This is a genomic window from Thermostichus sp. MS-CIW-41 (assembly GCF_054058915.1).
This window is the reverse complement of sequence record NZ_JBSSBO010000004.1, coordinates 1-14,589: the sequence shown is the minus strand read 5'-3', so window position 1 is coordinate 14,589 and position 14,589 is coordinate 1. Positions and strand designations below refer to the sequence as shown.

Below are 14,589 nucleotides of genomic sequence, written 5' to 3'. Positions count from 1 at the left end.
AAAAGGGACGGGGGAGAGCAGGGCTAGGGGCGGGATTTGTCCACCACTTCCAATTCTGTGAGGCGGAAGGTGACTAATTTGTCCCAGTTGCCGCCTTCAAAGAGGACAGCGGCATGGTTGTCGGTAACCCGCTGTACCTGGCCCTCAAAGCAGTAGTAGGTGTCGTTGGGGTTGATGACCCGCACGGCAACGCCGGGGTAGATCGGGGGAAGGGCTTCGAGGAGGGTTGGGGTTGGAGTCGTGTTCACGTTTCAGCTATCCTCTTTTTTTGCAGAAGCTCTGCCTTACTATTATGGGGGAAAGCCCCTCTCTTGCCGAGTCTCCCCCTCGTTGAGCTTCTTCCCACAGCGGTTCGCCGAGGGTTGGGCAATGGCTGAGGTGTGGCTGCCAGCCCGCTAACGGGAAAGGAGCCTGTACTGCAACTTCGACGGTCAACACAGCTCCCCCTCAAGGCCCCAGACCATGGCTACCGGCGCACAGTCTTCCCCCTCCCAAATCTGGCATGTGTTGGTGATCGATGATGAACAAGGACGGCGGGCTGTGGCCCTCAGTGCTGCCACCTATTCCATCGGCAGGGATCCCAGCAATGCGATTGTCATTCATTCGGCGGCGGTTTCCCGGCAACACGCGCTGCTGCTGCGGCTACCCCAAAAAGATGGCCAGTATACCTACCGGCTGCTGGACGGCAATATCGAGGGCAAGCGCAGCACCAACGGCGTCTCGGTGAATGGGCAGAGATGTTTGAGCTGGGATCTCAAGGATGGGGATCAGATCCTGTTGGGGGATCGGGTGCGGATGCAGTACTGCATTCGTCGGTTGTCGGACGAAGATTTTCAGCAGTATCTCCAGTCTGTAAGCTTTCGCAGCGTGAAGGCGGAGGTGGTGGATCGACGCTCCACAACCATGCAGCGGTTTGATCCGCCCTCGATGCAGGCAATTTTGCCCCAAGAGGAGACGACGGAGAGAATTGACGTGAAGCCTCAACGCCGCAATCCGCTGCGGCTGCTGTTGCAGACCCTCTGGGGGCGTTTGAGGGGAAAGCTGAGATAATTTAGCCCTCAGGAATGCCCACCCGTTCTGAGTCTGGGAGCGATGACGCGGTCTCGTCGGCGCCGACTTTGCGCTCTTGCTCTGACGCTTCTGCCTGCAAGTCCAGGAGGGAGGGGGAGTTGGCTTCCTCGATCAACACTCCCCGCAGCCAGAGGGGAGCGACAAAGGTGGTGGCAATCACCATGACGATAATGCTGACATCGAGGGCATCGGAGAGAACCCCACTGGCGGCCCCCACACCGGCAAACACCAGGCCCACCTCACCCCGGGGAATCATGCCCACTCCGATGGCGTAGCGGTTGATGCCCGGCTTGCCAAAGGCCCCCAAGCCCGCTGCTAGCTTGCCCACAATGGCAACTCCGATCAAGAAGACGGCAATGATCAGCCCCTCTCGGTTGACGGGGAGGGTGGGGTTGAGTACGGCAAGGTTGGTTTTGGCCCCAACGCAGACGAAGAAGATGGGCACCAGTAGGTCGGAAATGGGCTTGATCTGTTCTTCCAGCTCTTGCCGTTTCTCGGTTTCGGCCAAGATTAAGCCAGCGGCAAAGGCGCCCAAAATCGCTTCTAGATGAATGATTTGCCCCACATAAGCCAGCAGAAAGGCCAGCACGAGGGCGGGCAGAAGGGGGTTACCTCGGGTCTTCAGGCTGTTGAGAAGGGCCACAAAGTAGGGGCTGAGAAGGCGCCCCAAAACAATGGAGCCGACCAAGAAGACGATGGCACTGAGGATGATGATGCCGATATCGGAAAGGTTGACTTCTCCGTTTTTGGCCAAGCCCGCCACCACGGCCAAGATGATGATGCCCAACACGTCATCCAAGACGGCGGCGCCGATGATCACCTGTCCTTCTGGGGAGGTGAGTTTTTGCAGCTCGGCCAAGACGCGGGCGGTGATGCCGATGCTGGTTGCTGTGAGGGCAGCGCCGGCAAATATGGCGGGGATAACGGGCACATGAAACAGGTAGAGCAAGCCCAGGGTTCCGGCCAGGAAAGGCACAGCGACCCCGATGACGGCTACGGCTGCGGCTTGAGGGCCGACCCGCAACAGCTCGGCCAGATCCGACTCGAGGCCGATTTCAAACAAAAGGACGATCACCCCGATCTCGGAGAGGATGTCGATGATCTGGCTTTGGGAGGAGAACACCTGTACCAGGGATCCCTCGTCGAGTCCGGCAGTGGCTTGCAGAAGTTGCATCAGTGCTGAGGATTGAGCCAAGGTGTGCAGCTCTTGGCCGGAAACTTGTCCTTCCGGGAAGACCAACAACCCCAGCGCGGAGGCCCCTACCGCGACGCCCCCCAGCAGTTCTCCCAACACGGGGGGAAAACTCAGGCGAACGGCGATTTCTCCGGCAATACGGCTGGCCAGATAGATGACCACCAGAGCCATCAGCACCGCCGCCAAGATCAGGGGTAAAAGATTGGCAGCCCCTTCCGGTTCAAGGGGGGCAGCGGCTTCAACAGCAAGCAACACTGAATCTAGGTTGTTCAACAGCAAGATCTCACCCTCAAATGATGAACAGCTTTTTGTCTCGGGCCGGCCCTGGTGGGAACGCTGCCGTTCCCATTCCTTTCGCCCTTCTGCTGGAAGACTGTTACAGAAGCTAACCTCCCTTGGGAACTGTTGGCAACGCCCAGGTAGGCACTCTTATACTCCAGATAATTGAACGCTACCTGCACCTGCACATCAAGCCAGAGCAGACCGGGGTGCATATCGTCAACAAACTATTGCGGCGGCTGGGGTTAGAGCCAAAAGCGATTGCCCGCCCGGGGACAACCGAGCGAGAGCGGGTGTACCAAGTGGTCTCAAGCGAATTGCGGACTGCCCTGTTGGGGGCATACCGTCGCCGGTTGGACAGCCTACGTCCACCGTTTTCATCCAATAATCTGGAGGTAAACCTAAATCGTGGACGGGGTGTCAGTACAGAACTCCCACTAGTCATGCCAATCGGTGTAGTTAGGAGCACACCTGGTCATAGGCAATCCCTGTGGCTCCCAACGTTCCCCCCAGCGCCGCCTGATACCGTTGTCCCCAGTGGCACAGCCATTGATCTCGCCCCGCTGGTGCAATGAATGTGATGCCGGTCGGTAAACCGTTGGGCTGTCTGCCGTTTGGTACTGCCAAAGCACACAGGTCGAGTAAATTGACAAAGTTGGTGTACCGTCCCAACTTGCGATTCAGGGCGATGGGATCGGCCAGCACTTCCGCCACCCGGTAAATCGTCCCCGTAGTCGGCAAAACCAGCAGGTCCATCTCCGCCCATTGCGCCTCGGTTTCCCGTTTCAGCGCCGCCAGACGGTACATATCCCGGAACACCCGCACCCCAGAAATGGCCTCACCCGCCAAGATAATTTGCCGCACCACCGGGTCAACCCCCACCTGAGACTGGCGGAGAAATTCCCCCACTGCCGCCGTGCGTTCGGCCAACCACGCCCCCTCGTACAACAAATCACCCGCCGCCAAAAACGGCAGGACATCCACCGTGACCAAGGTACAGCCCAACCCTGCCAACCGAGTCAACGCCTGCTGGTAATTGTCTGCCGCCGCCTGATTCCCAAAAAAATCCAGCTGCTCCCTAGGCGGCACTCCCACCCGCACCCCCGGCGGTTGATCCGTCCACTGGGGCGAGCGAGAAAACGGGTCCAGCAGGTCAAACCCAGCAGCCACCTGGAGAATCGCCTCGGCATCCCGGCACGTCAGGGCAAAGATGGACACACAATCCAAACTCCGCACCGCGGGCACCACCCCCTGGGTGCTCAGGTAACCCCGGGTCGGTTTCAAGCCCACAATTTGGTTAAACGCCGCTGGCACCCGCCCCGAACCCGCCGTATCCGTCCCCAAACTAAAACTCACCAGCCCCGCCGCCACTGCCACCGCTGACCCGGAACTTGACCCCCCCGGAATGTACTCCGGGTGAAAGGGATTGCGGCAAATACCATAGGGCGAACGAGTACCCACCAACCCCGTCGCAAATTGATCCATATTGGTTTTACCGATGGGTATGGCCCCGGCAGCCAGCAATTTTGCCACCACCGTCGCCGACTCCTTGGGCACATAAGCAAAACTGGGACACCCTGCCGTCGTCGGCACCCCCGCCCAATCCACATTGTCCTTGATGGCAAAGGGAACCCCGTATAGGGGCAACTGGCTCGGTTCGGTTTGGGTCAACGCCTGCGCCCGCCGTAAACTTTCCTCCCTGGGAGCCAAATAAATCCACACGGCCGGGTCAGCATAGCGTTCAATCCGTTCATACACCGTTTCCACAACGTCCACCGGGGTCACCTGTCCCGTGCTGTACGCCTGGCGCAAGGATTGCAAATCAAGGCTCAGGATCATCCATCGTCCCCAAAAGTTACCAAAGCGGCAGGGTAGTCAACGTAGGCCCTAACCCAACCGTCTCAGGACTGGAAGGGCATGAAGAAACCGGAACGCCTAGACAAGCACCGCTGCCTAAGCCACCAACGCCGGAGCAGGGGCATCCGCCCGTCCTTGTTGCCGCAGGATGCGCACCAATTCATCCCGGTAGTCATGAAAAGCTGGATGGCGTTTGATGGCCATCACCCCCAAACTCCGATCCGGCAATTCCACATGTATCTCCCGACAAATGCGCCCTGGACGAGCACTCAACGCCAAAATCCGGTTGGCCAAAAATACCGCCTCTTCCACATCGTGGGTGATCATGAACACCGTGAGACGGGTACGCTGCCACAGTTGCACCATAAATTCATACATGGTTTCCCGGGTGTGCAAATCCAACGCCCCAAACGGCTCATCCAGCAACAGAATTCGTGGTTCGGTTGCCAACGCTCGAGCAATCGCCACCCGCTGTTTCATCCCCCCAGACAACTGCCGGGGCAACGCTTGGGCAAACGCCGTCAACCCCACCACCTCCAGGTAATACTGCGCCTGTTCCCGCCGCACCTGGGGGGAAATCCCGTGCAATTTCAGGCCAAACTCCACATTCTCCTGCACCGTCATCCAGGGGTACAGAGAGTAATGCTGAAAAACGATCCCCCGGTCTGCCCCCGGCCCGGTCACCCGCTGCCCATCAATCCACACCCCACCACGCGTCGGCTGATCCAACCCGGCAATCTGCCGCAACAGAGTGGACTTACCCGAACCCGAAGCCCCCACCGCACAGACAAACTCCCCGGCAGCCACTGAGAAATTAATATCTTCCAGGGCTACCAACGTACCCCGCTTGGTCGGGAAATGCTTGCTCAACTGTCGCACCTGTAAAAACATGAATGAACCTCCAAATTAGCAATAGAAAAACTCATTTGGTATCCGCCCAAGGACAGGTCAAGCGCACCAAATATTGAAACAACAAATCCAACACCAATCCAATCAGGCCAATCACGATAAGGCCCACAAAAATTTCATCCGTCCGTAAAAATCTGCCTGCCAAACTAATCCGTCGCCCCAACCCCTCGGTTGCCGCTACTAATTCCGCCACAATCACCAACTGCCAAGCCGCCGCCAAATTGATCCGACAGGCATCCAAAATCCCCGGCAGCACGTGGGGAAAAATCACTTGCATCACCGTCGCTACTCGATTTCCGCCTAGCATATAAGTGGTTTCAATTAACTCTTTGGGCACAAATTTCACCGTATCCATCACCATCAGCGCATTGAAAAAAAACGTGCCAATAAAAATCAGCGTCACCTTAGGTGCTTCTCCCACCCCCTGATACAAGATCAACAGGGGAATAAATGCCGGAGCAGGCATATAGCGCATCAGCCCAAACAAGGGTTCTAGCAACGCCCGCACACTGGCAAAACTTCCCATCACCAATCCCACCGGAATTGCCACCAACGCCGAGAGGGTAAACCCGGCCCCGATCCGCCCCACACTCGCCCAGGTATCCTGCCACAACTCTCCCGAACGCCCCAGACGAATCGCCGCCTGTACCACCTGTCCCGGCGAGGGCAAAAACTTTGGGTCCACGGCCCCCACCCAGGTCACCAACCCCCACACCAGCAGCGGGAACAGGATAGAGAGCGCCGCCAACCGCCAGTACAACCGGGGGGGAATGTCCTCAGCCAGCCGCCAAAACACGGACGGGCGCAACCGCCGGGGCTGCAACTGGTCACGAATGCGCTGGGAACGGTCGGGGTCGATCATGGGCGTTCCTTGTACTGGGGGACGTTTGGGTTTGGACACGGGCGGCATAAGCTCTCACAAACCGGTCGTCGAACAATTTGCTCAAATCCGGCTGCGTTTTCGCTAAACCAACTTGCGTCAAAAAGGCACTGATTTTTTTAGCGGCAAAGGGCAACGAGGACATATCATTGCCAGGTTGAAAAGCAGTGATATTTTCCTGTACTGTAAAAATGCGAGTGCCGCCTGCATATTGCTTGTATTCTTCCACGGAAACATTAGCTTTTTTGGCCATAATGGCAATGGCTTCATCGGGATTGGTTTCCAGAAATTTCGTCGTTGCAAACCAGGCATCTACTACTGCCTGTACCTGTTCGGGATGCTCATTTACAAAGCTACGGGTAAACACCAAATGATCCGAAATTGCTCCCGGAAAATCCTTGGAACTAAATAATTCCTTACTGCCCGGACGTTTGAGGGCTTGGGTAGTAAAAGGTGCAAACACTCCCACCGCATCTACTTGTCCGGCAACAAATGCGGTTGCGGCTTTCCCCGTCTCCATAGGCACAAACGTAATATCTGAAGGTTTCAATCCCGCTTTTTCCATCCCCAAAAGCAGGAGAAAATGATCCACTGTGCCCTCTTCGGCAGCTACTTTTTTCCCCCGCAAATCCGCAATGGTATTAATCCCTTCCCGGACAATAATCTTGTCATTGCCCGTCGAATTATCATTCACCAAAACAATCACCTGATCCGCACCACCAGCTACGGCACTAATGGTGTCATTAAGGGTCTGAGAATTGGCGTCTAACTGTTGGGCCGTCAGGGCATTAATGGAGTCCAAATAGCTGTCAAACCACTTCAAATCCACCTGCACATTTTTGGCGGCAAAAATCCCTTTCTCCTGAGCGACCTGCCAGGGAAACCAACCCGGCCACGCACTAAAACCCAGGCGTACCGTGGGAGTTTGATCCTCTGCCCCAGGACGGACACAACTGACGGTAAATACTATTGCCAACACAAACAACAGCCCTTTCCAGGCGTGGGATTGCCATCTCATGCCACCCGTAAACTCCAAAAAATGAACCGGAACCGAACTGTTCCTCACCAGGGAAAGGAGTGAGAAATCGTGAGGACTTCACCCCCCAAGACCAATGCTCCCTGTACGGCTTAAGCATCCCCAAACCAAATTGGGAAAAACAGTATCTTGGGATACACTTTTTAAAATTTGCTGGGCATATATAGGAAAAAAACCAAACGAACAGGTTGTAAATTTTTGTAAAAAGTAACAAAAGTAACTGTTTTTTGTAGGGGGTGGGTTAGGATGGGTTTAGCAGCCAGCAGGAGAGCTTCTAGGGTTCCGGCAGCGGTGGTGACTGCTGCGGCTGGTCCAAGAGAAGCAGGCCGTTGCCCTAGCGGGTGCGGTTACACGGCGGGATAAAAGCCCGGGAGGTCGTGCGGTTAGTCTGAAAGGCAGGCTAGGTCGCATCATCTCCTGGGCTGTGTCGTTTGGTAACCCACGCAGGAGGTACAGGTATGGTGGCAACGGTGTGCGAGACAGATATTCCCGCAGAATTGGTGGTTTGGTCGGAGAAGGTGCCGGGGGGAGGCTATTGGCACGGGGTGATTCCCCGCTGGCAGACCCTACGGATTACGGATTTGGGGGGGTCCCAGGGGGTAGCGATGATTTGCTACAACGCGGACCGTCCAATGGAGCGGCTGAATGTGGCGGATACGGCCAAAATCCAGTTCAGTGCCTTTTTGCGCCAGGGGATGGTGCTGTACTCGGATATGGGACGGATTTTGTTTTCCATCACGGCGGATACGTCCAACGGCCATGACCTAATCTGCGGGTGCAGTACGGCAGCGAGCAATCGGGCCAAGTACGGGCATGGGGGCATCGGCACGGACATTCACGGTCGCCAGGATTTTCACAATGCCCAGGATCAGTTTCTGCGGGCGTTGGGCAAGTGGGGGATGTCCCGCCGGGATTTGATGCCGAATGTGAATTTCTTTAGCCGGGTAACGGTGACACCAACAGGGGATTTACAGTACGATGCCGGAGCGGCTAAACCCGGTGCTTACGTGGATTTGCGGGCGGAAATGAATGTGCTGGTGGTGATTGCCAACTGTCCCCATGTCCTGCACCCGGATACGGTGTACCGACCGCAGCCTATCCAACTGACGGTGTGGCGTTCCCCGGAGCCTGGCCCCGATGACCCTTGCCGCACAGCCAACGAAGAAGTAGTGCGGGGATTCATCAACACGGACACCTGGTGGCGGCAACGACCGCTAGCTCCCCATTACGCTCTCTAGGGAATGTAATTGTTTTGTACTAATTTCTGCATTAACTTCTTTTCAGGAGGTACAAACGGTATGGCGACGATGGCAATGGCGACCCCGACGCTGGACCCGGCCAAGGCGATTTATGACTACGAATTGCCTGCCCGCCAGCCCTGGTCGAAGGTGGTGTACAAGGGGCAGATTTTACGGATTGTGGATTTAGAGGGGAATCAGGCGGTGGACACCCTGATTTACAATGCCGCCGATACTTCAGAGCGCTACAGTGCGCCGGATACGGTGGTGCGTCAGAGGAATATCTTTATCACGGCGGGGACGCAGTTGATGTCCAATGCGGGCAATGTGCTAATGACGGTGCTCAATGATACCTGTGGCCGTCACGATACTTTGGGGGGTGCGTGCAGTATGGAGAGCAATTCGGTGCGCTACGGGTTGCATAAGAAGCATCTGCACGCCTGTGTGGAAAATTACCTGCTGGAGTTGAGCCAGTACGGGATGAACAAGCGGGATTTGGTGAGCAATATCAATTTCTTTATGAATGTGCCAGTGGGCCCAGATGGCCGCTTGGAAATCGTAGATGGAATTTCTGAGCCAGGGAAGTACGTGGATTTGCGGGCGGAAATGGATGTGCTGGTGTTGATTTCTAATTGCCCCCAGATCAACAACCCCTGTAATGCCTACCACCCCACGCCGGTGCGGTTGCTAATTTGGGATGCGGAGGGCTGATGTTTGCCAAAGTATTGGTCGCCAATCGGGGGGAAATTGCCCTACGGATCATCCGCACGTTAAACCGGTTGGGGATTGCCAGTGTTGCCATCTACTCGGAACCGGATCGCCATAGTCCCCACGTGGACGCGGCGACGGAGGCTCTGGCGTTGGGAGGGACACTGGCCAGCGAAAGTTATCTGCAAGGGGACCGGGTGTTGGATTTGGCGGTGCAGGCGGGGGCGGCGGCGATTCATCCGGGGTACGGGTTTCTTAGCGAAAATGCGGATTTTGCCACTGCCTGTCTGCAACGGGGGCTGGTGTTTATTGGACCTAAGCCAGAGCACATTCGCCAGTTTGGTCGCAAGCACCTTGCCCGTGATCTGGCTGCCCGTCAAGGCATTCCCCTGGTTCCCGGCACGCCTTTATTAAATAGTCTGGAAGAGGCGCAGGCGGCGGCAGAGCAGATCGGTTACCCGGTGATGCTCAAAAGTACGGCAGGGGGTGGGGGGATTGGGATGCGTCGGTGCGAGAATGCGGCGGAATTGGCAACGGCCTACGACCAGGTGCAACGGCTGAGCCAGGCCAATTTCCGGGACGGGGGGGTGTTTCTGGAGAAATATATTTCTGTGGCCCGCCATGTGGAGGTGCAAATTTTTGGGGATGGTCAGGGACGGGTGTTGACCCTGGGGGAACGGGATTGTTCGAGCCAACGACGTAACCAAAAGGTGATCGAGGAAACGCCAGCGCCGGGGTTAGCGGAATCGGTGCGGCAAGGACTATACCAGGCGGCGCAACGGTTGGGGGAAGCGGTGCAGTACCAGTCGGCGGGCACGGTGGAATTTATTGTGGATGGGACAACGGGGGAGTTTTATTTCCTGGAGGTCAATACCCGGTTGCAGGTAGAGCATGGGGTTACCGAATTGGTCTGCGGCATTGACTTGGTGGAATGGATGGTACGTTTGGCTGCTGGGGAACGGGATTTTTTCGACCGCTATTGCCACCGGCCTCAGGGTCATGCCATCCAGGTCCGGATTTACGCCGAAGACCCCCACAAAAATTACCAACCCAGTAGTGGGGTGCTGACCCACGTGCATTTGGCTGAGGGTGCCCGGTGGGATGCCTGGATTCGCAGTGGGAGTGAGGTGACCCCGTTCTACGACCCCCTGTTGGCGAAAGCGATGGTGCATGGGGAGAACCGGGCAGCGGCGATCCAAAAGTTGCAAACGGTGTTGGCGCAGACGACTCTGGCAGGGATTGCAACCAATCTGGAGTACCTGCAACAGGTGGTGGCGACCCCGGAGTTTCAGCGGGGCGAAGTGAGTACCCAGTTTCTTGCCCAATTCACCTATCAGCCTCAGACAATCGACGTGTTGGCACCCGGTACCTTTACCACCGTGCAGGACTATCCGGGGCGGTTGGGATATTGGAATGTGGGGGTGCCGCCTTCCGGGCCGATGGATCACCTGGCCTTTCGCTGGGGCAATCGGTTGCTGGGCAATCCCCTGGGGGCGGCTGGGCTGGAATGTACGATGACAGGGCCGACGTTGCGGTTTAATGCGCCTACCCGGATTTGTTTGACCGGGGCCATGATGCCAGCAACTTTAGATGACCAACCGGTTCCCTACTGGCAGACGGTGACGGTACGGGCAGGGAGCGTGTTGACGCTGAAGGCCGTGCAGGGGCCTGGGTGTCGCACCTATATCACGGTGCAGGGGGGGCTACCGGTGCCGGAGTACTTGGGCAGTCGGGCAACCTTTACCCTGGGGCAGTTTGGCGGGCATGGCGGTAGAGCGTTGCGGGCGGGGGATGTGTTGCCGCTGGCGCCCTGGGATGGACAAGATCAACCCGCAGCTTTGCCCCCCGAACTCATTCCTCAATACACTGATACCTGGGATATCGGGGTCATGGTGGGTCCGCACGGGGCACCGGATTTTTTTACCCCGCAGGATATGGAGATGCTGTTGAGCCACGCCTGGGTGGTGCATCACAATTCGGCCCGCACGGGGATTCGGCTGATAGGGCCAGCGCCAACTTGGGCCAGACCCGATGGGGGAGAAGCAGGATTACATCCTTCCAACATCCACGACAACGCCTATGCCATTGGCACGATTAACTTTACCGGCGATATGCCGATCATCTTGGGGTGCGATGGGCCAAGTTTGGGGGGGTTTGTCTGTCCGGCGACGATTGTGCAGGCGGAATTGTGGAAAGTAGGGCAGTTGAAACCGGGAGACCGGGTGCGGTTTTTTCCCATTGATGAACCGACGGCCCGTGCCTGGGAACAGCGACAGGAACAGGAATTAGCTCGCCTGGAACCCCTACCCCCGATCCCAGCCGTACCGGTGGCCACAGAACCCATCTTGCAGCAGATGACGGATGCCCATCCTGTGGGGGTTACCTACCGGCAAGCGGGGGACAAATATGTATTGGTTGAATACGGGCCATTAACTCTGGATTTGACCTTACGGTTCCGGGTGCATGGGTTGATGACCTGGCTACAAGCGCAAAACATCCCCGGCATTATTGACTTGACCCCCGGCATTCGTTCGCTACAAGTGCATTACGACAACCAACAGTTACCCCGTTCTGAACTTTTACATATCCTAGCAGCGGCAGAGGCGGAACTACCGGCTGTGGATCAGATGGTCGTACCCACCCGCATCGTGCATTTGCCCCTGTCTTGGAATGATGAATCCATCCAGCTTGCTATTGCTAAATACATGCAGTCGGTGCGACCGGATGCCCCCTGGTGTCCGAGCAATTTGGAATTTATCCGGCGGGTGAACGGGTTGGCGGACGTACAGCAGGTGTATGACATTGTGTTCGGGGCGAGTTATTTGGTGCTGGGGCTGGGGGATGTGTATCTGGGGTCACCGGTGGCTACACCCCTTGATCCCCGGCATCGGCTGGTCACAACCAAATACAATCCGGCTCGCATCTGGACACCGGAGAATGCGGTAGGCATTGGCGGGGCGTACCTGTGCATTTACGGCATGGAAGGGCCGGGGGGGTATCAGTTGGTGGGGCGTACCGTGCCTGTGTGGAATCGCTATTACCGGACTGCCGATTTTACCCAGCCCTGGTTGCTGCGGTTTTTTGACCAGATTCGCTTTTTCCCGGTCACTGCGGCGGAACTCCAGCGCTACCGAGAGGATGTGATCTATGGACGGGTGAAACTGGACATCCACGAGGAAACGTTTCATCTGGGGGAATATCAACGCTTTCTCCAAGAAAATGCGGATGCCATTCGTGCCTTCAAAACCCAACAGCAAAACGCCTTTCAAGCAGAGCGAGAGCGGTGGGTAGCGGCTGGGGAATTTGACCGCCCCGATACGGAAGCGGTGACAGTCCCGCTAGAGCCGACGGAAATTCCCATTCCCCCAGGGCAGGTGGCAGTGCGGGCGGAAGTCAGCGGTACGGTTTGGCAAGTGGTGGTACACCTGCAAGCAGTGGTTCGTGCCGGGGAAAAGTTGGTCATTCTTGAAGCGATGAAAACCGAAATTGAGGTACTTAGCCCCACAGATGGCACTGTCGCCCAGATTCTCTGTCAGCCGGGGCAAGCGGTTACGGCAGGGCAAATAATTCTTTTACTCATCCCGGCGACGTGAGGGTTCCCAGCGCACCACCCGCCCGGCGGCCAAGGCTTGCATCGTTCCATCTGCTCGTTGCACCTGCAAGCGTCCCCAGGCGTCAATCCCCATTCCCATCCCGCTGATCATCCCATCGGGCGTATGGACAACCAAAGGACAACTGTACAGCACATCCCGCTGGCGCAGTTGGGGCAAAAGCCCGGTCAAACCCTTCTGCCGGATCACCCCATGCGCTTGCAAAAGGTAATCCCGCAATTTGGTCAACAAGGGCATCACTTCCGGCGGCGCATCGTTCACTTCCGACAGACTCGCCACCTGTGCCGGGGATAAATGGATGGATTCCGTTGCCAACACCTGTGGCCAATCTACCTGCCGATTCAGCCCCACCCCAACCACCGCCTGAGGAAACCGGGCTTCACACAGCACCCCTGCCACCTTTCGCCCCCAAAGCAGCACATCATTTGGCCATTTGATGCCCAGAGCCAGGGCAGGCAAAGTCATCAAATCTTCCACCGCATAGATCACCGCCAAGCCTGCTGCCAAACTCAACCAGGGCAATTCCGGGGGGGCAAGCGGTTGCAGTACAAACGAAGCGGTTAAAACGCCTGCTGGCGCATACCAAGAACGCCCTTGCTGTCCTCGCCCTGCCGTCTGTCGGGGGGTAAAAACCACATCCCCTTGAGTTAATCTGTCCAGCGATTGTAATGCCCAAGTGTTGGTACTCGGACACTCATCCAGCCAATGCAACCAAGGGGGCAAAGACATGACCCAATTGTAGTTTGATTGATGTACAATACCAAATTACAGTCTTTTGTGCTATTATGGGATACAAACCATAAAAATGAGAGGACAAAGAGATGCCTACACATTCCTTAGATTTACGGCAAAGAATTGTAGCTGCATACCAAGCGGGAGAACAATCCGGGAGGTAGCTAAGCGGTTTATGGTAACTAAAAGGACAGTACATCGCCTCGTACAACAGTATAAACAGACTCAAGACTTAACACCTAAAAAAGTAGGGACAAAGCGAGTTGGAATTTTAGAACAAAATAAAGTTGAGATTTTAGCCATTGTTGAAGAGTATCCAGATAAGTGTTTGTGGCAATATGTTGAGATTATTGGAGAAAGGCTAGGAATCCATGTGAGTATTAGCACCTTGCATTCTTTCTTGAAAAAGCATAAAATCACTCTAAAAAAAGACATTCCGCAGTGAAAAAGCCAAGAGTGAATTTATGCAGGAACAACGCCTAGGACACTGGCATACAGTCTTTTTGTTGATTACAGGGTACAACTCGAATCCCTTCCATCGGTGTATGGACAACTCTCCCATACCCCAAAATCTCTGAAAAGACTGTAAATTAGTTGAAACAACCTGGATACTTTCTGCGAATATTGTTGCCCATCTCATCCTCTGATGTGGCGTAGCCGTAACCTTGCTATTCAAGTCTATGATAGTTTTTCGATAAAATTGATAGGGAGCATATTACTTTATCTTCACCATTATCCATGGGCGCTTCGCAGGTTGGGAAAACCAAGGCACCAACGGAGTGGCGGGAGTATCCCGAACCGATTGATAACCAGCGGGTCATCCGCACCCTCGAGCAAGCGTTGCAGGATTTGGAGCAGATAGGGGACGTTACCATTCCCAAGGAAACGCATCTTGCCATCCGTGAGATTGAAGATGCCAAACTCAGAGAGGAACGCATTTTTGCAGTCCTAGAAGCGGCGGGGGTAGCCTCCCTCCCCTTTAGGTTGTGTTGATCTTTCATTTGAGCCAAAAGAGAGCACTGACGAGATAGAGAAAACTCAAGAAGTTCCTGGCCAATTTGTCAAAACGAGAA

11 protein-coding genes, 1 pseudogene and 1 riboswitch are annotated in these 14,589 nt (G+C 55.9%); of the genes and pseudogenes, 5 read left to right on the top strand and 7 right to left on the bottom strand.

The genetic code is table 11. From position 1 onward, the window contains the following. Positions 1–23: 23 nt before the first annotated feature. Positions 24–248, bottom strand: coding sequence for an NAD(P)H dehydrogenase subunit NdhS (locus tag ACVWXE_RS02080; protein ID WP_011432364.1), 225 nt, complete (start codon positions 246–248; stop codon positions 24–26). 214 nt (positions 249–462) lie between these two features. On the opposite strand from ACVWXE_RS02080, the gene ACVWXE_RS02075 reads away from it, so the two are divergent. After that, positions 463–1,050 carry an FHA domain-containing protein gene (locus tag ACVWXE_RS02075; RefSeq protein WP_457489462.1) on the top strand — a complete coding sequence of 196 codons (588 nt, stop codon included), beginning with the start codon at positions 463–465 and terminating at the stop codon, positions 1,048–1,050. 1 nt (position 1,051) lies between these two features. Here ACVWXE_RS02075 and ACVWXE_RS02070 read toward each other — a convergent pair whose 3' ends face one another. From ACVWXE_RS02070 to ACVWXE_RS02050, 5 genes are all read right to left on the bottom strand, one after another. Further along, positions 1,052–2,539 (bottom strand): cation:proton antiporter, encoded by a 1,488-nt coding sequence (locus ACVWXE_RS02070; RefSeq protein WP_457489461.1) that lies wholly within the window; start codon positions 2,537–2,539, stop codon positions 1,052–1,054. A 465-nt stretch (positions 2,540–3,004) separates the two neighbouring features. Then, positions 3,005–4,384, bottom strand: coding sequence for an allophanate hydrolase (atzF, locus tag ACVWXE_RS02065; RefSeq protein WP_457489460.1), 1,380 nt, complete (start codon positions 4,382–4,384; stop codon positions 3,005–3,007). Positions 4,385–4,498: 114 nt separating this feature from the next. Beyond that, positions 4,499–5,293, bottom strand: a complete 795-nt coding sequence (locus ACVWXE_RS02060) for an ABC transporter ATP-binding protein (protein ID WP_457489459.1) — start codon at positions 5,291–5,293, stop codon at positions 4,499–4,501. Between the two features lie 31 nt (positions 5,294–5,324). Next, complete coding sequence (locus ACVWXE_RS02055; RefSeq protein WP_457393103.1) at positions 5,325–6,173, bottom strand: ABC transporter permease; 849 nt, start codon at positions 6,171–6,173, stop codon at positions 5,325–5,327. Then, entirely contained in the window at positions 6,139–7,209 is a 1,071-nt protein-coding gene (locus ACVWXE_RS02050) for an ABC transporter substrate-binding protein (protein ID WP_457489458.1), read from the bottom strand. Before ACVWXE_RS02050 ends, ACVWXE_RS02055 begins: the two co-directional genes overlap by 35 nt. 281 nt (positions 7,210–7,490) lie before the next feature. After that, a riboswitch (guanidine-I (ykkC/yxkD leader) is annotated at positions 7,491–7,603 on the top strand. A gap of 82 nt (positions 7,604–7,685) precedes the next feature. Between ACVWXE_RS02050 and ACVWXE_RS02045 the strand changes: the two genes are divergently transcribed. From ACVWXE_RS02045 to uca, 3 genes are all read left to right on the top strand, one after another. Then, positions 7,686–8,465 carry an urea amidolyase associated protein UAAP1 gene (locus ACVWXE_RS02045; protein WP_457393109.1) on the top strand — a complete coding sequence of 260 codons (780 nt, stop codon included), beginning with the start codon at positions 7,686–7,688 and terminating at the stop codon, positions 8,463–8,465. Positions 8,466–8,534: 69 nt separating this feature from the next. Then, positions 8,535–9,176 (top strand): urea amidolyase associated protein UAAP2, encoded by a 642-nt coding sequence (locus tag ACVWXE_RS02040; protein WP_457393118.1) that lies wholly within the window; start codon positions 8,535–8,537, stop codon positions 9,174–9,176. Continuing rightward, a complete protein-coding gene (gene uca, locus ACVWXE_RS02035) occupies positions 9,176–12,766 on the top strand; it encodes an urea carboxylase (RefSeq protein WP_457489457.1) in 3,591 nt (1,196 codons plus the stop codon). The genes ACVWXE_RS02040 and uca overlap by 1 nt, the downstream gene beginning before the upstream one ends. On the opposite strand, the gene ACVWXE_RS02030 is transcribed toward uca, so the two are convergent. Then, entirely contained in the window at positions 12,746–13,513 is a 768-nt protein-coding gene (locus ACVWXE_RS02030; RefSeq protein ID WP_457393115.1) for a biotin--[acetyl-CoA-carboxylase] ligase, read from the bottom strand. The two genes, uca and ACVWXE_RS02030, sit on opposite strands and share 21 nt — an antisense overlap. 92 nt (positions 13,514–13,605) lie before the next feature. Here ACVWXE_RS02030 and ACVWXE_RS02025 point away from each other — a divergent pair. Next, a pseudogene (locus ACVWXE_RS02025) lies at positions 13,606–14,004 on the top strand (IS630 transposase-related protein); the annotation flags it as partial. Positions 14,005–14,589: the final 585 nt, after the last annotated feature.